Raw genomic sequence first — 21,573 nt, 5'->3', positions numbered from 1 at the left:
AGAGCGAACAATTTGATCTTCTCGTGCAGAGCGGGCCGGGGGTGGTCTGCGACTTTCGGCCATCCTCATCAACCGGCGATCGGAACACGACGCAAGCCCCTGTAAAAATGGAGTTTTGAGAAATGGCGCTCGATGCGGCCGCTCTGCGAGGACATCTGAACGGTGTTCCTGACACCGACGAGGTGCTGACGGGGCTGCTCGGCGCCGCAACGGCGCATGTCGAAGCCATGCTCGGCTACGAGATCGACGACGCAATCGAGTTCCCGGCCGGAACACCTGCCGATATCGAGCACGCCGTCCTGATGCTCGCTGCTCACTGGTACGAAAACCGGGAAGCCTCGATCGCAGGTGTGGCCATCATGGCCATCCCCTTCGGCCTGGAGGACATCATCCGCAACCATCGGAGCTACACCTATGGATGACGGTGGGCTCTCGAAACTGCAGGCGCGCTTTGCCGCGATACCGAAGGACGTCCAGGATGCTGGCGCCCGGTCGGCTCTGAAGCAGGCCGAGAAGATGGCCGCGACGATGCGGGCGCTCGCGCCGGAGGTCAGCGGCGACCTGAAGCGGTCGATCGAGGTCACGCCAGGCGGCCGGTCGACGCCAGCTTACAGCCAGCCGGGCGGCTCCTCCGTGGTGCCGACGAACGCCGCGGCGGTGACAGTTGGCAACGTAGACGTTCGCTATCCGCACCTCGTCGAATACGGCACGGTGAAAGCACCCGCGCACCCGTTTTTCTGGCCCGCCGTCCGGCTTCACAACAAGAAGGCCAGCCGTGCCATCAAGTCGGCGATCCGCCGCGCGGTGAAGAAGCGGGGCACGTCATGAGCGCCGCTCTTGCCGTTCAGAAGGCCATCCGAGGCAGACTGGCGGTTTCCGCCAGTGTGACCGACCTTGTTCCTGCCGCGAGCATCCTCGACCGCAACAGCCGGCCGGCACCGGACCCGTCCATTATTCTCGGCGAAGACCAGGAGGTCGACGAGGAGCGCATCGCCCGCAACGTGGTGCGCGTCTACTCGACCCTGCATGTCTGGAAGAAGGAAGCCGGTCTCGTCGGCGTGAAGGCCATCGCGGGGGCGATCCGGGCATCTGTTCAATCGGCGCGGTTCGCATCGATTGAAGGCTTCCATTTCGGCGACTGCCGCGTCTCCTCGACCCGTTTCATGCGGGATCCCGATGGCGAAACCGCCCACGGCGTCGTGACGATCGAGACCCTGGTGTCTGAGGTGTCGCCATGAGGGCCGGCAAGCTCGATCGCACCATCACAATCCAGGCCTTCACCAGCACTGTGGACGATTACGGAACGCCGACAGAGACATGGGCTGACGTAACAACGTTACGCGCGCAGCTGATCGAGGCCAGCACGGAGGAATATCAGCGCGCCTATGGCGAGGGCAGCAACACGGCCGTGATCTTCCGCATCCGGTGGCTGGATGGCGTCACCGTCGATCAGCGCGTGCTATACGAGGGCAAGGCGCTCAACATCCGCGAGACCAAGGAGATCGGCCGCCGCAAGGGTCTGGAACTGCGCTGTGAAGAGGTGCGGACATGAAGGGACGCAAGCCGCAGCTGATCATCGACAACGGGGGCCTGCATAAACCTGTGCAAGCCCCTCCCGACTGGATGTCGAAGGAAGCCAAGGCAGAATGGCGCCGCGTCATGCCGCTCCTCGTCGAGCGCCGCATCCTGACGGACGCCGACATGGCGAGCTTCGAAAACTACTGCATTTCGATCGGCCGCGTCCGGCAGTTGGAAACGCTCCTCGCGGCTGGCTTCGACGCTCCGACCTTCCGGGCGCAAGACAAGGCGATGGCGACGGCCCGGCTCCTCGCCGCGGAACTCGGCCTCACTCCTGTGTCGCGGTCGCGGCCAGCTATGAGGGAGGACGCGGCGGATGACGACGGTGACAACCCGCTCGACGTTTCCTGAGTGGATCTACGACGGCAGCGAGATCGACGATCCGTTGGGCTATGGCGAGCGGGCGGTCCGCTTCCTGCGGTCCCTCCGGCATCCGAAGTCCATTCTGCCGAAGCGGGCTTTCCAGCTCGACGAATGGCAGGAGCGCATCGTCCGGCGCATCTATGGCCCGCGCCACGACGATGGCACCAGGATCGTCAAGACGGTGGTGCTGTTGCTCCCCCGCGGCAACCGCAAGACCTCGATCTCGGCGGCCCTTTCCATGCTGCACACCATCGGCCCGGAGCGTGAGCCTGCCGGTGAGTGCATCTTCGCCGCGGCCGATCGCAAGCAAGCCGGCATCGCCTTCAAGGAGGCGGTGGGCATCGTCAGAGAGGACAAGCGCATCGTCGCCGCGACCCGCGTCTATGACGCTCACAACTCGGCGAAGAAGATCACCTATCCGAAAGAGGGCTCTTACCTGGAGGTCATTTCCGGCGATGCCGGGCCGCAGCACGGCCGAACGCCTGCCTTCGTCCTCGCCGATGAAATCCATATCTGGCCGAACCGCTACCTTTGGGAGGCGCTCACCACCGGCCTCGACAAGACCGACAACCCGCTGCTGATCGTCGCGACGACTGCCGGGCGCGGTGACGACAATCTGGCTTTCGAGGTGATCGACGACGCCCGCAAGGTGGCACGCGGCGAGGTCGACGATCCGTCAATCCTGCCGATCCTGTTCGAAGCCGACCGCAATGCCGACTGGCGCGACGAGGATCTTTGGCATCAGGTTAACCCCGGCCTTAAGCACGGCTATCCCAGCCTCGACGGTTTCCGGCGCCATGCCAAGCGGGCCGACCGCAGTGTCGGCGAGCGGCAGTCCCTGAAGCAGCTGAAGCTCAATATCTGGCTCGACGCCGCAGCCGATCCTTTCGTGGATATGGAGGTCTACGACGCCGGGCGCCGCGGCTACGATCTCGACGACCTCCGCGAGGAGCCCTGTTGGCTGGCGGTCGATCTCTCCTCGACCGTCGACCTTTCCGTCATCGTCGCGTGCTGGCGGACGGCAGACGGGTATTTCGTCCATCCGTGGTTCTTCTGCCCGGAGGAAACGATCGCCGAGCGCGAGGTGAAGGCGGGCGCCAACTATGGCGCGTGGGCTGAGGATGGGCACATTCTGCCCACCCCCGGCAACGTCGTCAGCTATCAGGACATCGAGAACAAGATCATCAACATCTGCGAGGACTTCGACGTTCGCGAGATCGCGTTCGATCCCTTCATGGCGCGGCAGGTCCAGCCGAAGATCATCGAGAAGGGTCTGCCGGCCGTCGACTTCCGACAGGTCCCGTCGCTCATGATGCCGGCGATCCATGAGCTTGAACGCGCCGTGCTGGGCGGCGAGTTCCACCATGGCGCCCATCCCGTCCTGCGGCACTGCTTCGCCAACGTCGTCGTCAAGCGCAACGATCAGGGGCACGTCGCCAAGTTCACCAAGTCCCGGCAGTGGCTCTCGATCGACGGCGCCGTGGCTTCGGCGATGGCCGTGTCCCGATGCGCCAGCGGCGAGAGCAACCGATCCAGCTACGACAGCGCCGACGACGATGTCGACGCCTGGGCCTATGCGTGAGGTGATCCTGTGTCGAATGTAACTGACGGCGAGCGTCTGATCGTCCTGGTGGAAGCCAGGATCAAGGACCTCGAGCGCAACATGGCCAAGGCCAGCGCGACCACCGGACGCGAGTTCGGCAAGATGCGCCGGGACAGCCGCAGCGCCACCTCGGCGATGGAGCGCGACGTTGTCCGCTCGACCTCCCGCATCAATCAGGCCCTCGCTGCAACCTCCACCCGGATCGGAGGCTACGGCAAGGCATTCGCCGCCGGTCTCGCGGCTTATGCCGGCAGCAAGGCCCTCGGCGATATCGCCCGGTTCGCTGCGCAGTATCGCGACCTGCAAAACGCCCTCAAGGTTACAGGACTCGAAGGCGAACAGCTGAAGAGCACATTCGGCAGCCTTTCACAGATTGCCATGCGGCAGGGGGCACCCCTCGACGCACTGGTGACACTCTACTCGCGCGCCTCGCAGTCTTCGAAGGAGTTGAACGCCTCGCAGGGCGACCTCCTGAAGTTCTCCGAAGGCGTGGCAACCGCTCTGAGAGTGGCAGGGACATCGGCCACCGAAGCGCAGGGCGCGCTCCTGCAGCTCTCCCAGGCTCTCGGCGGCGGTGTCATCCGGGCCGAGGAGTTCAACTCGGTCAACGAAGGCGCACGGCCGATCCTGCAGGCAGTGGCGAACGGGCTGAAGGAGGCCGGCGGTTCGGTCTCGACGCTCCGTTCTCTCGTCCTCGACGGCAAGGTGTCCTCCGAGGCGTTCTTCCGGGCCTTCCTCGCCGGATCGGAAAGTCTCGCCGAGCAAGCCGGTCGTGCCGAGGGAACAGTCTCTCAGTCGATGAGCCGGATCGGCACGGCCATGACGCTCCTGATCGGTCATCTCGACGAGGTCACCGGCGCATCGAAGAATGCCACCGAAAACCTCGACGCCGTCGCCGAGGTCATTCAGGCGATGCCGGAATATATCGATGCCGCCGCGAGAAGCTTCCAGGCTCTCGAAACCTGGCTGGACAGCGTCGGCAACTCGCCGGTCTGGCGCCGGCTCGGCGAGATGATGGGCGTCGACTACAGCGCCGAGGCGGCCCGCCGGTTCTCCCAGAGCTATGTTGGTGGCACCGGCTCCGTCGTCGACGACCGCATTGCCTCGGCTTTCGATGTCACCGCCGGCACCGGCGCCACCACGGCCGACAAGGCCGCTCGCCTCGGAAGCAAGGACGGAGGCGCCGTCAGTCTGAAGGACTTCACCCTTCCTTCGGCGAGCAAGGGCGGCAAGGGCAGCAAAACGGCAAAGGACACCGTCGACAGGTACGAACGCGAAACGCGGCAGATCGAGGAGCAGACGGCCGCGATCGAGGCAGAGACGGCAGCGCAGGCCGAACTCAATCCGCTGATCGACGACTACGGCTTCAGCCTGGAGAAGGTCCGGGCCGAGCAGGATCTTCTCACCGCGGCAAAGCGCGCCGGTGTGGAGGTAACGCCTGAGCTTCGCGAGCAGATCGAGCAGCTGGCCACGGCCTACGCCAACGCACAGGCAGAGGCGCGCAAGCTCGACGAGAAGCAGGACCTTGTCCGTGAGTCCGCCGCGGAAATGCGGGATCTCGGCAAGGACGTGATGGGCGGTTTCATCCAGGATCTGCGAAGCGGCACCTCGGCCGCTGATGCGCTGACGAACGCCCTCGGCAAGATCGCCGACAAGCTGGCGGACATGGCCCTCAACAGCCTGTTCGACCCGAAGGGCGGCGGCGGGCTCGGCGGTCTGTTCTCGGCGGTGGCGTCGCTGTTCGGTGGCGCCCGAGCGGCGGGCGGCCCGGTCAATTCCGGCAAGACCTACCTCGTCGGCGAAAAAGGCCCGGAGCTGTTCTCCCCCGGCACGTCCGGATCGATCATTCCGAATAATGCTCTGGCGCCAATCACCCCGCGCGAGACCGCCGCACCATCAGCGCAGGCGATGCCGGCGGGGCGTCAGGACGTCAATGTCATGGTCGGCGTCACCGTAGACAAAAAGGGCAACCTGCAGGCCTACGTGAAGGACGTCGCCGACGCCTCAGCCGCTACGGCGGCGAACCGGGCGGTAACGGACTTCTCCCGGCATGCTCTGGCCGACCGCGTGCAGCAAATCTCCGGTGATCCCCGGAGGCGGGGATGACGCCCGCCATGCAGAGGCTGGAGCGGCAGCTCGTCGCCGCGGTGACGCAGGACAAGCCCCGCGTGCCGGAGGCTGGCAGGCTCCTATGGTCGTGGTTCGTCGACCTTCACCAGGCCCGTCGCTACAGCATGGCCGGGCCGGACCCGATCAGCTACGCCGAGATCGAGGCCTATGCCCGGATGAACCGGCTGCCGCTGGAGCCCCGGCATGTCGCCGTCCTCCGCAAGATGGAGGACGCCTGGATGGCCCGTGCTCGCCGTCAGCAGTCCGATGGACAGCAGCCCGGCGCCGCCCCGCGGACGTCCAGCCAGCCGCTTTCACCCGCCATGTTCGACGCAGTGTTCGCATGAGGAATCCGCGATGACCCTGACCTTCCCCCTCGATCGTTCGCTTCTGTCCGACCTCCTGCCGATCGCCTCCGTGAAATGGGTGGCACAGGATAACCAGGAAATTTCGGGCATGGGCTCCGGGCAGATCCTGGCCACCGAACTGGCGCCGTCCCTGTGGACCGCGGACGTGACGACGGCCGAGCGATATCACGACGAGATCGACAGGCTGCAGGCCCGCCTCGAAAGCCTGAACGGCTCGATCAACCCCTTCTATCTCGTCGACCCGAAGCGCCGATTCCCGCAATACGATCCGGACGGGTCGAAGCTCGGCGGCGCGACCCCGACCATCAATTCGATCAGTTCCAACGGCCGCTCGATCAGCCTCACCGGCTTGCCGGGACTGTACACGCTGAGCTTTGGCGACTTCCTGTGCTTCGACTACGGCACACCGGCGCGACGGGCATTCCACCGCATTGTCGAGACGGCGATTGCCGGCAACAGCTCCGGCACGACCGCGCTCTTTGAAATCCGTCCGTTCGTCCCGCTTGGGGCGTCCGTGGGCCTTCCGGTGACACTCCTGCACCCAGCGATGAAGTGCATCCTGCGGCCCAACTCGCTCGATGCAGAGACCGTCACAGCCCTGACGAGCCGTCTGAGCTTTTCGGCGGTACAGAAGCTTTGAGCCATGACGATAGGGAAACCTCGCGGTCGCGATCATCACTTCTATAAGCACGGGCTTTTCACCGGGATGTCCAGCTTCCGGTACAGCTCCGAGACGCAGGTGACGCTGCCGGGTTCCCGTAAGACCAAGCCGATCATCAGTGGATCTCGCCGGCAAAGTCTCGTCGATCGCCTCTTTGATGGCATGACGGGATTCCATCTGACACCGTTCGAAAACGAAGGGCCGGCGCGGCACGGTGTTCGATCAGCGCTATGCATGGATGGTCACGGCTGGCGCCAAGCCGACCGCGAAGCCAAAGAGATTGTCGATGAGGCATTGAAGCGATTCGGGGTGCCGCGCCCGACCTGGGAAGAGGGGCAACCGGATTATGCGGACGGCGCCGAATATTGCGCGTGGTGCCGCGGGCCGATGGATGACGCGGGGCGGAGCAAGCGGTCGCGTTTCTGTTCAGTGGAATGCGCGAAGTCCGCACTCCTGCACCGTGATGCAAAGTCAGACGCGTATGTGGGAACCGTCCTGCGGCAGGCTTATCGGATGGTTCTGAGGGCAAAGACCCCGCCTCGGCCATGCGAATACTGTGGCAAGCCATTCCATGGCGAGCACGCAGGCTCTCGCTTCTGCTCTCCGAAATGTGTTGCCGCCCGCGTCCGGCTTCCCGAGATCACTTGCCAGCAATGTGGCAAAACCTGCAGGCCCCTGCGACGAGAGCAGACCTATTGCTCTCTTGCGTGCAAACAGCATGCCCGATGGCAGAAGACGCGCGAAAGCTTGGCGCATATCGTCAGACAGTGTGACCTCTGCGGCGAGAATTTCACGCCAAGGTCCGATCGGTCGATCTATTGCTCGCAACGCTGCATGAAGCGCATGCAAGGGAGACGATATCGGCTGCGCAAAGCCGCTGCGATGCAGCCCGGCGAGGTCATCTATCTGACGCCCCGGCTGTTCGATCAGATGGTGTGCGCCAAGGCGGCGTGAGGGCGTTGTAGATTCACGTCAGTTCTTTGTCGCGGGGCCGTCCTGGAGTATTTCACCTAGCGCTTGCTCCAGATGGCTCTGTATCGCTAGAATTCTGACAGGATCTGTCGTTGGGATTGCCACAGAGAATGATAGAACCATCGCCCCGCACGTAAATGAAAACCGAAGTCTCGCCCCGCCAAGACTATCGTGGATTCCAAATCCAAGATTTTGCGCGATTAGCGTTTGAGGCCCACCGAGCGAACTCTTTTTCTCCTGGAAGATGGAAACCAACGAAGCAAGGAAGACTGTATAGTCTTCTATAGGTATCTCTACATCCACATCTCCTTGGTCGGCAGTTCATCCTCGCAGAAGAAGAACCTTCGTTTCTGGATCGTAATCCCCGTGAGTGAGGCGCTGAATTTTCATGTCTACCTCCACTGCTCGACCGTTTTAGAGGGAAGGGCGCGTGAAACGAAGTGTCACGCTGACGGATCTAGGTCTGCATCGTCTATCGTCACATCGCATCCCATCCGTCCGGCCTGAACCTCTAGGGTTTGTCCGTCAGCAAGAATCGCGGAAACTTGGGACCCGTCTGCAAACGCTACGGATAGCCGGGTTAGGGGCACCTCGACGTGAAACGTGAACTTGGTGCCTTCCTTCACTTCGAATTTTTCACTCATAGGCATATGCACCTCCTAATGTTGCCCAACGGGAGCACCGACGCAGCGCTTCATCTTTCAGAGCACCACGTCCTTGGGCCACGAAAGCGTTGGCTTAGTCGCAGCGAGGGGCGGTCGCTCCTTGAGATGAACGATCATGGTCCCGTCCGGTCGGATCTCGACCTCCACCGCACCAGCCTGCTTCGCCGCGCGGATCGTCCGCACAACGTCGGCCTGCGTGATCGTGGCGGCTGTTCGAGGCATGTCGCATTCCATTTAGCGTGGATCTGCCGGGAACAGCCGGCGAACACCTTGCTACCATTTTGCTACCCAACTCGGTAGCACGACACGAGATTGGGCAAGACGATCAGGGATAGCAACAGCGCGAAAGCCTGATAAAGCAGGGGGTTTCGGTACACACCGCGACGGCTGAAAACGGCCGCGACCGAATTTCAAGACCGGTGCCTTCAACCGCTCGGCCACCCATCCACGTGAAGCCTGCTTACCCGGGTCGATGGCGTCCTTGCAAGGCGATCTCAGCCGAAGGCGCCAGGATTCCGGCCTTCGGCTCTTTGTAACAATTTGTGATCCCAGATTCGGACAAGCTCCTGCCGCAATCATTTGCGGCCAAAACAAGGCAACAGACGCAATTTTGCCATGATTTTTGCCGCGATCGAACCGCCTCCACAGCCGCGGCGCGCTGTCGATCGCCCTGTCGGCCAAGCGATTTCAACGCCTTCGCCGAATGGACCGGCGATCCCTCGCAAAGTCCTGCAAAAACCGGGACAATTTAACCGCCGTGACCGCCAGGCAACAGTCAATATGCGCAATCCCGTCAACGCGATCAGATGGTTAACGACCCTATGATTGCCTGATTGGGACCTTTTGTTACATCCTCGTTGCAATGACGTGATGGGTCGCAAAAGGGCGTGGGGACGCCACTTTGCTGCCGCGAAGACAACAAAACCAAGAACGAAAAATGGCGGGGGTGTCATGCTGGAGAGAGGGGGCGTCGGCCGACGGGCGGCCGGCTTGTGCGTCGTCGGTCTGACGACGCTGCTCGTGGGCTGCCAGGGCAGCGGGTCCGATGCGGAGTCGCCGCTCGAACAGCTCGCCGAGCTGTCGACCTCGGTGAAGTTCGACAGCCGCACCTTCGGGGTGCCGGCGAGCCCGCGGGTGACCAATCTGAAGCGCGTTCGAAAGGGCGGCGGTCGCGACCAGGTCGGCAAGCCCTACAAGGTGCGCGGCAAGTGGTATTATCCGAAGGAGCAGCCGGGCTATGTGAAGTCCGGCAAGGCCTCCTGGTACGGCCCGAACTTCCACGGCCGGCTCACGGCCAATGGCGAAGTCTACGACATGCACGGCCTTTCGGCCGCTCACAAGACCTTCCCGCTGCCGTCCTATGCGATGGTCACCAATCTCGACAACGGCAGCAAGCTGATGGTGCGGGTCAACGACCGCGGGCCTTACGCCCATGGCCGCGAGATCGACCTTTCCGCCGAGGCCGCCGAGCTGCTCGGCTTCCGTTCGGCCGGCACCGCCGACGTGAAGGTCGAATATGTCGGCCGCGCGCCCCTCGAAGGGGACGACACCAAGATGCTGATGGCGAGTTTCGAGCCCGGCGACGGCGGTCAGACGATGCCCGGCCACGTGCCGGACAGCGTGATGGTCGCTTCGGCCATCTCGCAGCGGCCGCTCTCGGACGGTGCCGCGATGGCCAACGCCTATGGCGACGACCTGCCGGGCGTTGCGGCGCCCGGTGCGCCGGTGCCGATGATGCGGCCTGCCTCCTCAGGCGGCAATTTCGGTGCCTCGCTGTTCCGCAACTCCTTTGCCGGGGAAACCACCGGCGGCGGCGCTGCTGAGGCTCTCGCCGGCCTTGCCGCAGCGAAGGACGCTGTCCCCGTGGACGGCGACGAGACGATTGCCCTCGGCCTCATCGACGATGCGCTGCTTGCACGGGTGAGGGCGGTCGCGACGGGCGAGGGCCTGCTCACCATCGAGCCGGTGGAGGGGGCAAATTCCGCCCGCATCGCCGTCAAGGCCGGGGTCGATACCGACATGCTGCTCGAGCGGCTGTGGAAGGTCGGCGCCAAGGATGCCTTCGTCGTCCGCGACTGATCCTTCGGCGTCGTCTGAACGATTCGACGGGAAAAGCCATCTCGTTCGCGTGAGCGATCGCCGTCGCCGCTTGCGTCGAGACGCCGCCGAAAGCTAACTGGAACGATGACGATCACGCTCATGTCCGGTTTTCGACGGCAGCTTTCGGGAGCTGCGCTCGGCGCGCTGCTTCTCGCCACGGCGCAGCTCGGCGGTGCGAGCGTCGCCGCTGCCGCGGACGAAGCGCCGGCGATGGAGACCAAGGCCGAGGAGGCGCTGCTCGTCGACGGCGAGACCGGGACGATCCTCCTCCAGAAGAATCCGGACAAGCCATTTCCGCCGGCATCGCTCGCCAAGATGATGACCATGGAAGTGGTCTTCGAGGCGGTCGATGGCGGCAAGCTCGCCCTCGACACCGAATTCCCGATTTCCGTCCATGCCTGGCGCACCGGCGGCGCGCCTTCCGGCACCTCGACGATGTTCGCCGACGTCAAGTCCAGCGTGTCGGTGGAAAACCTCATCCGCGGCGCCATCGTCCATTCGGCCAACGACGCCTGCATCGCGCTTGCCGAGGGGATGGCAGGCTCCGAGGAGGATTTTGCCGCGACGATGAACCGGCGCGCCGCCGAACTCGGGCTGACGGGGTCGCATTTCGTCAATCCCACCGGGCTTCCGGCCGACGGCCAGCACGTCACGGTGCGCGATCTCGTCACCCTCGCACGGCATATCCGCACCGCCCATCCCGAGCTCTACAAGATTTATGCGCAGCCCGACTTCAAGTGGAACAACATCTTCCAGCGCAATCGCAATCCGCTCCTGAAGATGGACATCGGCGCCGACGGCATGGAAACCGGCTACACCGAGGCGTCGGGCTATGCGCTGCTCGGTGTCACCAGCCGCAACGGCCGGATCACCTATCTCGCCTTGAGCGGGCTTGCGACCTCCAAGGACCGTTCGGAGGAAGCCCGACGGCTGCTCGACTGGTCGGACGAAAGCTTTGCAATCCGCCACCTCTATACTAAGGGTGCCGTCGTCGGATCGGCCGGCGTCTTCGGCGGCGAGACGGGAAGCGTGTCCCTCGTCGCACCGGAGGACATTTCAGCGCTGCTGCCGCGAGAGGAGGGCGAGCGGCTGTCGGCGCGGATCCGTTATGACGGGCCGCTCGCGGCGCCGGTCGAAAAGGGCGCAGAGGTCGCCAGCCTCGACGTCATGGTCGATGGCGAACCGGTGCTGACCGAGCCGCTGGCGGCCGGCAGTGCCGTCGCGGCGGGGAGCTTTTCCGATCGCGCCATGGGCGCCGTCAGCGAGCTCGCTTTCGGCTGGATAAGGCAGTTTTGAAGAAAGACGGATTGCGCTTGCGGTGACGGGCTATCTGGTGACATTCGAGGGCGGCGAGGGCAGCGGCAAGTCGACCCAGATCGCCCGGCTCGCGGCGCATCTCAGGGCGGGCGGCCACGAGGTGGTGATCACCCGTGAGCCTGGCGGCTCGCCGGGCGCCGAGGCGGTCCGCCACATCATCCTGTCCGGCCTCGCCGAGGAACTCGGGCCGGACTGGGAGGCGGTGCTCTTTGCCGCCGCCCGGGCCGACCACGTCGCCGAGCTGATCCGCCCGGCGCTCGATCGCGGCGAGGTCGTGCTTTGCGACCGCTTCCACGATTCCACGAGGGTCTACCAGTTCGCCGGCCGCGACCGCGATACCGCGCTGCTCGAACGGCTGGAGCGTGCGACGCTCGCCGGCACCTATCCCGACCTCACCATCGTCCTTGACGTGCCGGCGGAGATCGGCGGCGAACGGGCGAAGAAGCGCCGTGGCAATGCCGGTGCCGACCGCTTCGAGAAGGACGATGCCGGCATCCAGGAGGCGCGGCGGCGGGCCTTCCTGAAGATCGCCACAGACGAGCCGGAGCGCTGCGTCGTCGTCGACGGCAACCGGCCGGTGGACGAGATCGCGGCGGAGATCCGCGCCCTCGTCGAAGACCGGCTCGAGGCCAAGCGCTTCGAGGCGATCGACCGCTCGCTGAAGCTCGGCCACCAGCGTTGAGCGCCGTGCCGCTCAGCGCTGCCGGGGCGATCGAGGCCTATCCGACCCACGACGAGCTCGACGGCGTCCCGCAGCCTTTCGTCACGCACCAGCTCTTCGGTCATCGCGCGATCTTTGCCGAGATGGTCGAATCCTGGCGCTCCGGCCGCATGCACCATGCCTGGCTGCTGCAGGGTCCGGCGGGGATCGGCAAGGCGAGCGCCGCCTTTGCGTTTGCCCGGCTTCTCGCCGGCGCCGCAACGCTCGACGAGCCGGATGCCACCATCGCCTTCGCCACCAGCGATCCGGTCTATCGCCAGATCGCCATCGGGGCGATGCCGGGCCTCATCCATCTGACGCGGCCGCCGGTCGAGCGCGGCACCGGCTTTCGCACCCAGATCACCGTCGAGGAGGTGCGCCGGCTCGGCCGCTTCTTTCATGCGACGTCGTCCAGCGAAGGCTGGCGCATCGCCATCGTCGACCCGGCCGACGATCTCAACCGCAACGCCGCCAATGCGCTGTTGAAGCTCCTCGAGGAGCCGCCCGCACGCTCGCTGTTTCTGATCGTCAACCACACGCCGGGCAGGCTGCTTGCGACCATCCGCTCGCGCTGCCGGCTGGCCCGCTTCGAGCCGCTCGCCGACGATGAGATGACCCGAGCGCTCGCCGCCTTCGGCCATTCCCTCGATCCGGCGGAGGCCGAAACCATCGTCAAGGCCGCGGAAGGCAGCGTCCGGCATGCGCTGATGCTGGCGGCGAATGGCGGCGTCGAGATCGGCCGGACGCTGGACACGCTGCTTCAAGCCGGCGAGCCGGACGTCAACGCCCTGCAGGGGCTGATCGACCAGCTGACGATGAAGGGCAGGGAGGCTTCCTACGACCTGTTTCTCGCCTCGCTGCTCGCCGCCATCGCGCGGTGCAGCGAGGCCGCCGTCAGGGCCGGGGACCTTCGCGCCGCCAGCGCCTTTGCCGAACTCTGGCAGGCAGAATCGCGACGGCTGGCGGAAGCCGCGGCGTTCAATCTCGACCGCAAGCAGGCGGCGATGACGACGGTGAGCCGCTTCTTCGCCCTTAGATCCGCGCTCTGAGCCGGTCACAACACCGGACATGTCGTTCGCGGTCGTCAGCATCGAAACCGGCTGTGCCGGACTTTCGGTGTGCCATGCCCCGGCATTGCCGACCGCGTTGATTGAGCCATGGCGCCGAATGCTCTATCTGCATTTTGAGCGCGCGACGATCGCCGCATGACGGCCCTGACGCCGCGACCAGCCAGACACCCAACCCAGCGAAAGCGCCATGGCCGAACGCTATTACCTGACAACCGCGATCTCCTATCCGAACGGTCGCCCGCATATCGGCCACGCCTACGAGTTCATCGCCACCGATGCGCTGGCCCGGTTCAAGCGGCTGGACGGCTATGACGTGATGTTCCTGACCGGCACCGACGAGCACGGCATCAAGATGCTCCAGACGGCGCGCAAGGAAGGCGTTTCCCCGCGCGACTTCGCCGAGCGGAACTCGGCCGAATTCAAGAAGATGGCCGCCGCGCTCGGCGGCTCCAACGACGATTTCATCCAGACGTCCGAGCCGCGGCATTACACTGCGAGCCAGGCGATCTGGACGCTGATGGCGGATGCCGGCGACATCTACAAGGACAGCTATTCCGGCTGGTACTCGGTGCGCGACGAGGCCTATTACGGCGAGGACGAGGTCACGCTGAAGGAGGACGGCCAGCGTTACGGCCCGCAGGGAACGCCGGTCGACTGGGTCGAGGAGGAGAGCTACTTCTTCAGGCTCTCGGCCTATCAGGACCGGCTGCTCGACCTCTACGAACAGAACCCGGACTTCATCGGCCCGGCGGAGCGACGCAACGAGGTCGTCTCCTTCGTGAAGTCGGGGCTGCGCGATCTGTCGGTCTCGCGCACGACCTTCGACTGGGGCATTCCGGTGCCCGGCGACGAGAAGCACGTCATGTATGTCTGGGTCGATGCGCTCACCAACTACCTGACGGCGACGGGCTTTCCGGGCGAGGGTGAGCGTTCGGCCTTCTGGCCGGCGGATCTCCACGTCATCGGCAAGGACATCGTCCGCTTCCACACCGTCTACTGGCCAGCCTTCCTGATGTCGGCGGGGCTGCCGCTGCCGAGGCGCGTCTTTGCCCATGGCTTCCTGTTCAATCGCGGGGAGAAGATGTCGAAGTCGGTCGGCAACGTCATCGATCCCTTCGCGCTGATCGACGTCTACGGGCTCGACCGCTTGCGCTATTTCCTCCTGCGCGAGGTGCCCTTCGGCCAGGACGGCAACTATTCCCACGACGCCATCGTCAACCGGACGAATTCCGAGCTCGCCAACGACATCGGCAACCTCGCCCAGCGCTCGCTGTCGATGATCGCCAAGCATTGCGAGGCGAAGGTTCCGACGCCCGGCCCCTACACCAGCGCCGACGAGGCGGTCCTGGCGCAGTCTCACCAGCTGCTGGTCACGGCCCGCGAGGCGATCGACCGGCAGGAACTCCATGCCGTCCTCGCCGCGATCGTCGCGCTGGTCTCGGCCACCAACCGCTATTTCGCCGGCGAGGAGCCCTGGGCGCTCAGGAAGACCGATCCGGACCGCATGGCGACGGTGCTCTATGTGACGGCCGAGGTGGTGCGCCGCGCGGCGATCCTGTTGCAGCCCTTCGTGCCCGAGAGCGCAGCCAAGCTCCTCGACATTCTCGGCGTCGCGGGCGACCGGCGGACCTTCAGCGAGCTGGCGCCCGAACGGGCGCTGAGGCCCGGCAGCGACCTGCCGCCGCCGCAGCCGGTGTTTCCGCGCTTCGTCGATCAGCTCGCCGAGGAGGACGGCGCGAAGGGCGGGCCAAAATGAGCCTGTTCCTCGTCGACAGCCACTGCCACCTCGATTTTCCCGATTTCGAGGGCGAGCGGGCCGATCTCGTCGCCCGCGCGAAGGAGAACGGCATCCAGCGTTTCGTGACGATCTCCACTTTCGTTTCCAAGCTCGAGCGGCTGCTGGCGATCACGCAGGACTTCGAGGAGGTCTACGCCTCGGTCGGCACCCATCCGCACAATGCCGCGGCGGAGCCGGACGTCACCGTCGCAGAACTCGTCGAGCTCTCGGCCCGGCCGAAGATCGTCGCGATCGGCGAAGCCGGGCTCGATTATCACTACGACAAGAGCCCGCGCGACGTTCAGGCCAAGGTGTTCCGCACCCATATCGCTGCTGCCCGCGAGACCCAGCTGCCACTCGTAATTCATGCCCGACAGGCCGACGAGGACATGATCGCGATCCTTGAAGACGAGAGCGGGAAGGGGGCTTTCCCCTTCATTCTGCACTGCTTTTCCTCCGGCCGGGCGCTCGCCGAGGTCGGCCTCGCCCTCGGTGGATACGTTTCGTTCTCCGGCATCCTGACCTTCAGGAATTCCGAGGACATCCGCGCGATCGCGAAAGACGTTCCGATGGAGAGGCTGCTGGTCGAGACCGACGCGCCCTATCTCGCGCCGCCGCCGCACCGGGGAAAGCGCAACGAGCCGGCCTTCGTGCGGCTGACCGCCGAAAAACTGGCGGAAGTGAAGGGCGTCGATCTCGATACCATTGCCCGCCAGACATCAGACAATTTCTTCCGCCTTTTTACCCGCATCGAGGATCCACGGCCGTCCTCGACGCCCTGACGGTCCGATCAGTTCCCGCATTCGCTCTTTCCGAGAAAATCCGATGGCAGACCGCTTGCGCCTCACTATCCTCGGCTGCTCGTCGTCGCCTGGCGTCCCGCGCATCAACGGTGACTGGGGCGCCTGCGATCCGGACAATCCGCGCAATCGCCGGCTTCGCGCCGCCGCGCTGGTCGAGCGCATCGGCCCTGACGGCACGACTTCGGTGGCGCTCGACTGCGGCCCGGATTTTCGCGCCCAGATGCTGGCGGCAAAGGTCCAGCGCCTCGATGCGGTGCTGCTCACCCATGCCCATGCCGACCATATCCACGGCATCGACGATCTGCGAGGCTTCATGCTGGCACAGAAGACGAGGATCCCGGTGCATGCCGACGACGCCACATACGAGCGCGTATACGAGGCGTTCCGCTATTGCTTCGAGACACCGAAGGGCAGCGACTATCCGCCGATCATCCGCCGCGTCGAAATGAATGCCGGCGCGCCGTTCGACGTCGAGGGTCCGGGCGGCGCGATGCATGTTCAGCCGTATCGGCAGACGCACGGCTCGATCCATTCGCTCGGCTTCAGGATCGGCCCGCTGGTCTATGCGACCGACGTCTCGGACTTTCCGGACGCCGCGATTGAAGCGATCCGCGGCGCAGAGCACATCGTCATCGACTGCCTGCAGTACCGGCCGCATCCGAGCCATCTCAGCGTCGATCAGGCGCTCGGCTGGATCGATCGCCTCGGCGTGCCGCAGGCGACGCTGACCCACATGCACACGCCGCTCGACTACGCGACGCTGTCCGGCGAGCTGCCGGATCACGTCCGGCCGGGCTATGACGGGCTGGTCATCGAACTGCCCTTGGAATGACGGCCGGGCCGCATGGCGATCGCGCGTCGCGCGGCAAGCGCGATCGGCTCCGGCACTGGGCAAAGGCGCTCCGGCGCGATGCCGCAGCCCTGTGGCTGGCGGCTCGCGATCCGCGCACGCCGATCCTTGCCAAGCTCGTCGCCGGCGCCGTCGCATCCTATGCGCTGTCGCCGATCGATCTCATCCCGGATTTCATCCCGATCCTTGGTTTGCTCGACGATCTGCTGATCGTGCCGCTCGGCATCCTCCTGGCCATCCGGCTGATACCGCCGGCGCTCTGGACCGAGTTCCGCGCGGCAGCGCAGGCTCGGCTCGAGCGGCCGGCAGGGCGATGGGCCGCGATCGCCATCGTCGGGATCTGGATCGGGGCTGCCGCCGCCACGGTCATGCTCGCGTGGTCGAGCCTTTCCGGCCGATGATCGGCGAGCGCGGGACGCAAGGACTTCATTGACCACGATGCGAAGTCGGCGTCGCCGCGGTGGCGATGATCTGGCAGGTTACGGGACACGCCGCTCAAAGCTGCCAGGCCGGCTGCGGAGACCGCGCGTTCAGACGCAGGCAGCAGACAGACCATGGATGCGACGCTGTCCTGGCGCAGTCCGGTAGGATGGCATGTCGGACGCCCGAAACCGGGCCGCGACCTCAAGCGTTTTAGTTCCATAATCTATCTTATGCCACTTACGGACTAAAGCTTCCGACCACGTCCCCGTCCGCATGCAGCGTCAGCTGCCGAAATCGAAGCGCCCCACCCAGTGCTCCGACGGTCATCGTCCTGTTCGACACCCATCTGGTTCGCCCCAACGGGAGTGTTTGCCAGAACGGTCAATTCGGCGTCCCTCGCAAAGCCGGCAAATCCGCTCGTCAGCGCTGTCGTCACGCGCTAGAAGCCGCAGTCGGTGCTCCATCGGTCGCGGTTCGCAGCGTGACCCGGTGCGATGTGCGGCATCGGCCCGTCGATGCGTCCCAAGCGGAGTGATGCCATGAAACCCTCCCGCGCAATCTCGCGGCTCGTCGAAATCATGGCCGCGCTTCGCGACCCCGAGACCGGCTGCCCCTGGGATCTCGAACAGGATTTCGCGACCATCGCGCCCTATACGGTCGAGGAGGCCTATGAGGTCGCCGACGCGATCGAGCGGGACGACGCGGTCGATCTGAAAGAGGAGCTCGGCGATCTCCTCTTACAGGTCGTCTATCATGCGCAGCTCGCCGAGGAGCGCGGGCTGTTCGGCTTCGACGACGTCGTCGAGGCGATCACCAGGAAGATGATCCGCCGGCACCCGCATGTCTTCGGCGACGCCGAGGCGCGCTCGGCGCGAAGCGCCAAGGGCCAGTGGGAGCGGATCAAGGCCGAGGAGAAGGCCGAGCGGCAAAAGCTGCGCGAAACATCCACGACGTCGCGGCTGTCGGGCGAAGCCGACGCGTTTTTACCGGCGGAGGCGGGGCCTCGTCATCTTGACGGCGTGCCGGCCGCCCTGCCCGCTTTGACGCTCTCCCTGAAGATCCAGAAAAAGGCCGCCGCTGTCGGCTTCGACTGGGACTGCCCGGAGCCGATCCTCGCCAAGATCGAGGAAGAGCTCGGCGAATTGTCCGAGGCCGTCGCCGGCCGCGACGCCGACGCCACCGAGGCCGAGATGGGCGACCTTCTGTTCTCCGTCGTCAATCTCGCGCGCTATCACGGCGTCGATCCGGAAAAGGCGCTCCGTCGCTGCGTGCGAAAATTCCGCGACCGTTTCGGCTTCATCGAGGCCGGCCTCGCGGCGAACGGCCGGACGCTGGAAGTCGCCAGCCTCGACGAGATGGAAGCGCTGTGGGTGGCCGCGAAGACTGCCGGGTGACGACGGCGCCAGCGTGCGCGGGTTGACCGGCCGACGGGCGTCCGCACTTGCGGCCTTCGGCCTGAAGGGGCGACGAGGGCGACGAGCTGATCTCCCCCCTTGCGGGGGAGATGGGCGGCAGCCCAGAGGGGGGCGAGCCGGGCGGTAAGTTTTGATAAGCCTGCGCCGAGGCACCCCCCTCTGCCTTGCCAGGCATCTCCCCCAGAGGGGGGCGAGCCGGGCGGTGGCGCCGTACAATCTTGAGAGCTGCTGGGCGAACAGCCATGGCCGAGGACAGTCGCACGCCGCCATTCTCCGAGGCCGTCCAGAATGGCGAGCCGGCCGGTGAGTTTTGATAAGCCTGCGCCGAGGCACCCCCTCTGCCTTGCCAGGTATCTCCCCCGCAAGGGGGGAGATCGGCTTGCCGGAAGCGTCGCCGTGCCTGAAGCGATGGCCGAGGCCAGGATCTTCAGGCGAAGAGCTTGCCGCCCTCGCCTACCACCACTTCTTCGGCGAGAAATGCCCTGCCGCCTGCTCGATCACCGCGCCGAGGGAGAACAGCGTCTCCTCGTCGAAGGGCCGGCCGATGAGTTGCAGGCCGAGCGGCAGGCCGCCAGCGTCGAGACCCGCGGGAACGGCGATACCGGGCAGGCCGGCCATGTTCACCGTCACCGTGAAGATGTCGTTGAGATACATCTTCACCGGATCGGCCGCCATGTCCTGGTCGCCGATGCCGAAGGCGGCCGACGGCGTCGCCGGCGTCAGCAGCACGTCGATCCCGTCCGCATAGACCGTCTCGAAGTCGCGCTTGATCAGCGTGCGGACCTTCTGCGCCTGCAGGTAATAGGCGTCGTAATAGCCGGCCGACAGCACATAGGTGCCGATCATGATGCGCCGCTTGACCTCGCGGCCGAACCCTTCGGCGCGGGTCTTTTCGTACATGTCGACGATGTCCTTGCCAGGCACCCGGAGGCCGTAGCGTACGCCGTCGTATCTGGCGAGGTTCGACGATGCCTCCGCCGGCGCGACGATGTAATAGGCCGGCAGCGCGTATTTGGTGTGCGGCAGCGACACGTCGACGATCTCGGCCCCGGCGTCCTTCAGCCACTGGATGCCGGTCTGCCACAGGGTCTCGATCTCCTGCGGCATGCCGTCCATGCGGTATTCCTTCGGAACGCCGATCCTCAGCCCCTTCACCGAGCGGCCGACCGCCGCCTCGTAGTCCGGCACCTCGCGGTCGACGGAGGTCGTGTCCTTGGGATCGACGGATGCCATCGATTTCAGGAGGATCGCCGCATCGCGCACGTCCCGGGCGATCGGACCCGCCTGGTCGAGGGACGAGGCGAAGGCGACGATACCCCAGCGCGAACAGCGGCCATAGGTCGGCTTGATGCCGACGGTGCCCGTCAGCGCCGCCGGCTGGCGGATCGAGCCGCCGGTGTCGGTCGCCGTCGCGCCGGCACAGAGCTGCGCCGCGACGGAGGCCGCCGACCCGCCGGACGAGCCGCCCGGCACGAGGTCCATGTTGGAGCCCTCGCGGCGCCAGGGGTTCTTCACAGGGCCGTAATAGCTCGTCTCGTTGGACGAGCCCATGGCGAACTCGTCCATGTTGAGCTTGCCGAGCATCACCGCGCCGTCGGCGAAGAGGTTCGCCGTGACGGTGGATTCGTAGCGCGGCTCGAAGCCGTCGAGGATGTGCGAGGCGGCCTGGGTGTGGACGCCCTCGGTGGCGAAGAGGTCCTTGATGCCAAGCGGAATGCCTTCGAGCGGCCCCGCCTCGCCCTTGGCGATCTTCGCGTCGGAGGCCTTGGCCATCGACCGCGCCTTGTCCTCGGTCACCTTGACATAGGCGTTGATCAGCGGATTGGCGGTCTCGATCGCGGCAAGATAGGCCTCGGTCAGCTCGGCGGCGCTGGTCTCTTTCTTCGACAGCTTGCCGCGGGCCTCGGCGATGGTGAGGGCGGTGAGGTCACTCATGATCAAAGGCTCTTTTCGTAAAAGCGGCTGTATTCGGAATCGGGATAGTCGAGCACGGCCGGACAGACGGTGAAGCCGCCGCGCTCGTAGAGCGCCCAGGCAGGCTCGAATCCCGGCGTCGCACCGGTCTCGAGGACGAGACGCTGCAGTCCGGTCTCGCGCGCCCTCGCCTCGATCGCATCGAGGATCGACCGGCCGAGGCCCCTGCCCCTCAAGTCCGGCTCGCAGAACATCCGCTTGACCTCGCCGGTCGTCTCGTCATGCACCTTCAGCGACCCCATGGCGACGGCCGTGCCGGCCGCGTCCCGGGCGACGAACACCGTCGCGTCGGCGCCGGCCATCTGTTCCACCGTCAGCTGGAACTGGAACTCCGGCGGCGAGAGGGGCTTCAGATGCGCGTTCAGCTTGGCGACCATGTCGCGAATGTCGTCCTGCAATGGCGTTTCGACAGAGACCGTCAGGGCCATGGCCTATTCGACCACCTTCGGCACCATGAAGAAGTGGTCCTCGCTCGCCGGCGCGTTGGCGACGATGTCGTCGGCCTTCTCGCCGTCGGTGACGCGGTCCTCGCGCTTCTTCATCTCCATCGGGATCACCGAGGTCATCGGCTCGACCCCGGTGACGTCGACCTCCGAGAGCTGCTCGACGAAGCCGAGAATGGCGTTCAGCTCGGCTTCCATCGCCGTCACGTCGGTGTCGCTGACGGCGATGCGGGCGAGCTTGGCGACGCGGCGCACGGTGGCGGAATCGACGGACATGCTGTCTCCGGCGGCTTTGGGGCTGATGGTTTGGCGCTGCTATAACGACGCCATCCCCGGGTGGCAACGGCCGCCCGGGGATGGTTCGACAAAGGCGTCAGCTTCT

At 65.3% G+C, this 21,573-nt stretch carries 23 protein-coding genes; 20 read left to right on the top strand and 3 right to left on the bottom strand.

Going from position 1 to position 21,573, the window contains the following annotated elements; all coding sequences use genetic code 11:
• The first annotated feature begins 122 nt into the window (after positions 1-122).
• From E3C22_RS03400 to mazG, 20 genes are all read left to right on the top strand, one after another.
• Positions 123-422, top strand: a complete 300-nt coding sequence (locus E3C22_RS03400; RefSeq protein ID WP_134760205.1) for a head-tail connector protein — start codon at positions 123-125, stop codon at positions 420-422.
• Positions 415-828, top strand: a complete 414-nt coding sequence (locus E3C22_RS03395) for an HK97-gp10 family putative phage morphogenesis protein (protein ID WP_134760203.1) — start codon at positions 415-417, stop codon at positions 826-828. The genes E3C22_RS03400 and E3C22_RS03395 overlap by 8 nt, the downstream gene beginning before the upstream one ends.
• On the top strand, positions 825-1,238 hold the full coding sequence (locus E3C22_RS03390) for a DUF3168 domain-containing protein (RefSeq protein ID WP_134760201.1): 414 nt from the start codon (positions 825-827) through the stop codon (positions 1,236-1,238). The genes E3C22_RS03395 and E3C22_RS03390 overlap by 4 nt, the downstream gene beginning before the upstream one ends.
• Positions 1,235-1,552 carry a phage head closure protein gene (locus tag E3C22_RS03385; RefSeq protein WP_134760199.1) on the top strand — a complete coding sequence of 106 codons (318 nt, stop codon included), beginning with the start codon at positions 1,235-1,237 and terminating at the stop codon, positions 1,550-1,552. The genes E3C22_RS03390 and E3C22_RS03385 overlap by 4 nt, the downstream gene beginning before the upstream one ends.
• Positions 1,549-1,929 carry a phage terminase small subunit P27 family gene (locus E3C22_RS03380; RefSeq protein WP_134760197.1) on the top strand — a complete coding sequence of 127 codons (381 nt, stop codon included), beginning with the start codon at positions 1,549-1,551 and terminating at the stop codon, positions 1,927-1,929. The genes E3C22_RS03385 and E3C22_RS03380 overlap by 4 nt, the downstream gene beginning before the upstream one ends.
• Positions 1,895-3,523 (top strand): terminase large subunit, encoded by a 1,629-nt coding sequence (locus E3C22_RS03375; RefSeq protein ID WP_134760195.1) that lies wholly within the window; start codon positions 1,895-1,897, stop codon positions 3,521-3,523. Before E3C22_RS03380 ends, E3C22_RS03375 begins: the two co-directional genes overlap by 35 nt.
• 9 nt (positions 3,524-3,532) lie before the next feature.
• Entirely contained in the window at positions 3,533-5,650 is a 2,118-nt protein-coding gene (locus tag E3C22_RS03370; protein WP_134760193.1) for a tape measure protein, read from the top strand.
• A complete protein-coding gene (locus tag E3C22_RS03365; protein WP_134760191.1) occupies positions 5,647-6,000 on the top strand; it encodes a phage tail assembly chaperone in 354 nt (117 codons plus the stop codon). Before E3C22_RS03370 ends, E3C22_RS03365 begins: the two co-directional genes overlap by 4 nt.
• Positions 6,001-6,010: 10 nt before the next feature.
• Positions 6,011-6,661 (top strand): hypothetical protein, encoded by a 651-nt coding sequence (locus tag E3C22_RS03360; protein ID WP_134760189.1) that lies wholly within the window; start codon positions 6,011-6,013, stop codon positions 6,659-6,661.
• A gap of 3 nt (positions 6,662-6,664) precedes the next feature.
• A complete protein-coding gene (locus E3C22_RS03355; protein WP_134760187.1) occupies positions 6,665-7,636 on the top strand; it encodes a hypothetical protein in 972 nt (323 codons plus the stop codon).
• Positions 7,637-9,270: 1,634 nt separating this feature from the next.
• Positions 9,271-10,398: a septal ring lytic transglycosylase RlpA family protein gene (locus tag E3C22_RS24870; protein ID WP_134760185.1), complete on the top strand. Its 1,128-nt coding sequence runs from the start codon at positions 9,271-9,273 to the stop codon at positions 10,396-10,398.
• A 105-nt stretch (positions 10,399-10,503) separates the two neighbouring features.
• Complete coding sequence (locus tag E3C22_RS03345) at positions 10,504-11,715, top strand: D-alanyl-D-alanine carboxypeptidase family protein (RefSeq protein ID WP_245514737.1); 1,212 nt, start codon at positions 10,504-10,506, stop codon at positions 11,713-11,715.
• Positions 11,716-11,737: 22 nt separating this feature from the next.
• Complete coding sequence (tmk, locus tag E3C22_RS03340) at positions 11,738-12,418, top strand: dTMP kinase (RefSeq protein WP_134760183.1); 681 nt, start codon at positions 11,738-11,740, stop codon at positions 12,416-12,418.
• 5 nt (positions 12,419-12,423) lie between these two features.
• Positions 12,424-13,485: a DNA polymerase III subunit delta' gene (locus E3C22_RS03335; protein ID WP_134760929.1), complete on the top strand. Its 1,062-nt coding sequence runs from the start codon at positions 12,424-12,426 to the stop codon at positions 13,483-13,485.
• Positions 13,486-13,504: 19 nt separating this feature from the next.
• Entirely contained in the window at positions 13,505-13,645 is a 141-nt protein-coding gene (locus E3C22_RS24375; RefSeq protein ID WP_167591611.1) for a hypothetical protein, read from the top strand.
• 48 nt (positions 13,646-13,693) lie between these two features.
• A complete protein-coding gene (gene metG / locus E3C22_RS03330; RefSeq protein WP_134760181.1) occupies positions 13,694-15,262 on the top strand; it encodes a methionine--tRNA ligase in 1,569 nt (522 codons plus the stop codon).
• Positions 15,259-16,065, top strand: coding sequence for a TatD family hydrolase (locus tag E3C22_RS03325; RefSeq protein ID WP_134760179.1), 807 nt, complete (start codon positions 15,259-15,261; stop codon positions 16,063-16,065). Before metG ends, E3C22_RS03325 begins: the two co-directional genes overlap by 4 nt.
• 43 nt (positions 16,066-16,108) lie before the next feature.
• Positions 16,109-16,918 (top strand): MBL fold metallo-hydrolase, encoded by an 810-nt coding sequence (locus tag E3C22_RS03320; protein ID WP_134760178.1) that lies wholly within the window; start codon positions 16,109-16,111, stop codon positions 16,916-16,918.
• Positions 16,915-17,337 carry a YkvA family protein gene (locus E3C22_RS03315; protein ID WP_134760176.1) on the top strand — a complete coding sequence of 141 codons (423 nt, stop codon included), beginning with the start codon at positions 16,915-16,917 and terminating at the stop codon, positions 17,335-17,337. The genes E3C22_RS03320 and E3C22_RS03315 overlap by 4 nt, the downstream gene beginning before the upstream one ends.
• A 561-nt stretch (positions 17,338-17,898) precedes the next feature.
• Entirely contained in the window at positions 17,899-18,753 is an 855-nt protein-coding gene (mazG, locus tag E3C22_RS03310) for a nucleoside triphosphate pyrophosphohydrolase (protein ID WP_134760174.1), read from the top strand.
• 474 nt (positions 18,754-19,227) lie between these two features.
• Here the strand turns inward: mazG and gatA are convergent, their stop codons facing one another.
• From gatA to gatC, 3 genes are read right to left on the bottom strand one after another with little or no spacing between them, the layout of a single operon-like run.
• Positions 19,228-20,709, bottom strand: a complete 1,482-nt coding sequence (gene gatA, locus E3C22_RS03300; protein ID WP_134760170.1) for an Asp-tRNA(Asn)/Glu-tRNA(Gln) amidotransferase subunit GatA — start codon at positions 20,707-20,709, stop codon at positions 19,228-19,230.
• Positions 20,710-20,711: 2 nt separating this feature from the next.
• Positions 20,712-21,176 (bottom strand): GNAT family N-acetyltransferase, encoded by a 465-nt coding sequence (locus tag E3C22_RS03295; RefSeq protein WP_134760168.1) that lies wholly within the window; start codon positions 21,174-21,176, stop codon positions 20,712-20,714.
• Between the two features lie 3 nt (positions 21,177-21,179).
• The gene (gene gatC, locus E3C22_RS03290; RefSeq protein ID WP_134760166.1) at positions 21,180-21,467 is read right to left on the bottom strand and encodes an Asp-tRNA(Asn)/Glu-tRNA(Gln) amidotransferase subunit GatC; all 288 of its coding nucleotides are present in this window, start codon (positions 21,465-21,467) and stop codon (positions 21,180-21,182) included.
• Positions 21,468-21,573 lie beyond the last annotated feature (106 nt).

Source organism: Jiella endophytica (assembly GCF_004519335.1).
Taxonomy (GTDB): domain Bacteria; phylum Pseudomonadota; class Alphaproteobacteria; order Rhizobiales; family Rhizobiaceae; genus Jiella; species Jiella endophytica.
This window is presented reverse-complemented; position numbering and strand designations above follow the sequence as displayed.

What these genes read in the sequence shown, in the direction of transcription:
- E3C22_RS03400 (WP_134760205.1), top strand. Translation starts at nt 123, where the DNA reads ATGGCGCTCGATGCGGCCGCTCTGCGAGGACATCTGAACGGTGTTCCT.
- E3C22_RS03395 (WP_134760203.1), top strand. Translation starts at nt 415, where the DNA reads ATGGATGACGGTGGGCTCTCGAAACTGCAGGCGCGCTTTGCCGCGATA.
- E3C22_RS03390 (WP_134760201.1), top strand. Translation starts at nt 825, where the DNA reads ATGAGCGCCGCTCTTGCCGTTCAGAAGGCCATCCGAGGCAGACTGGCG.
- E3C22_RS03385 (WP_134760199.1), top strand. Translation starts at nt 1,235, where the DNA reads ATGAGGGCCGGCAAGCTCGATCGCACCATCACAATCCAGGCCTTCACC.
- E3C22_RS03380 (WP_134760197.1), top strand. Translation starts at nt 1,549, where the DNA reads ATGAAGGGACGCAAGCCGCAGCTGATCATCGACAACGGGGGCCTGCAT.
- E3C22_RS03375 (WP_134760195.1), top strand. Translation starts at nt 1,895, where the DNA reads ATGACGACGGTGACAACCCGCTCGACGTTTCCTGAGTGGATCTACGAC.
- E3C22_RS03365 (WP_134760191.1), top strand. Translation starts at nt 5,647, where the DNA reads ATGACGCCCGCCATGCAGAGGCTGGAGCGGCAGCTCGTCGCCGCGGTG.
- E3C22_RS03360 (WP_134760189.1), top strand. Translation starts at nt 6,011, where the DNA reads ATGACCCTGACCTTCCCCCTCGATCGTTCGCTTCTGTCCGACCTCCTG.
- E3C22_RS03355 (WP_134760187.1), top strand. Translation starts at nt 6,665, where the DNA reads ATGACGATAGGGAAACCTCGCGGTCGCGATCATCACTTCTATAAGCAC.
- E3C22_RS24870 (WP_134760185.1), top strand. Translation starts at nt 9,271, where the DNA reads ATGCTGGAGAGAGGGGGCGTCGGCCGACGGGCGGCCGGCTTGTGCGTC.
- E3C22_RS03345 (WP_245514737.1), top strand. Translation starts at nt 10,504, where the DNA reads ATGACGATCACGCTCATGTCCGGTTTTCGACGGCAGCTTTCGGGAGCT.
- E3C22_RS24375 (WP_167591611.1), top strand. Translation starts at nt 13,505, where the DNA reads ATGTCGTTCGCGGTCGTCAGCATCGAAACCGGCTGTGCCGGACTTTCG.
- metG (WP_134760181.1), top strand. Translation starts at nt 13,694, where the DNA reads ATGGCCGAACGCTATTACCTGACAACCGCGATCTCCTATCCGAACGGT.
- E3C22_RS03325 (WP_134760179.1), top strand. Translation starts at nt 15,259, where the DNA reads ATGAGCCTGTTCCTCGTCGACAGCCACTGCCACCTCGATTTTCCCGAT.
- E3C22_RS03320 (WP_134760178.1), top strand. Translation starts at nt 16,109, where the DNA reads ATGGCAGACCGCTTGCGCCTCACTATCCTCGGCTGCTCGTCGTCGCCT.
- E3C22_RS03315 (WP_134760176.1), top strand. Translation starts at nt 16,915, where the DNA reads ATGACGGCCGGGCCGCATGGCGATCGCGCGTCGCGCGGCAAGCGCGAT.
- mazG (WP_134760174.1), top strand. Translation starts at nt 17,899, where the DNA reads ATGAAACCCTCCCGCGCAATCTCGCGGCTCGTCGAAATCATGGCCGCG.
- gatA (WP_134760170.1), bottom strand. Translation starts at nt 20,709, where the DNA reads ATGAGTGACCTCACCGCCCTCACCATCGCCGAGGCCCGCGGCAAGCTG.
- E3C22_RS03295 (WP_134760168.1), bottom strand. Translation starts at nt 21,176, where the DNA reads ATGGCCCTGACGGTCTCTGTCGAAACGCCATTGCAGGACGACATTCGC.
- gatC (WP_134760166.1), bottom strand. Translation starts at nt 21,467, where the DNA reads ATGTCCGTCGATTCCGCCACCGTGCGCCGCGTCGCCAAGCTCGCCCGC.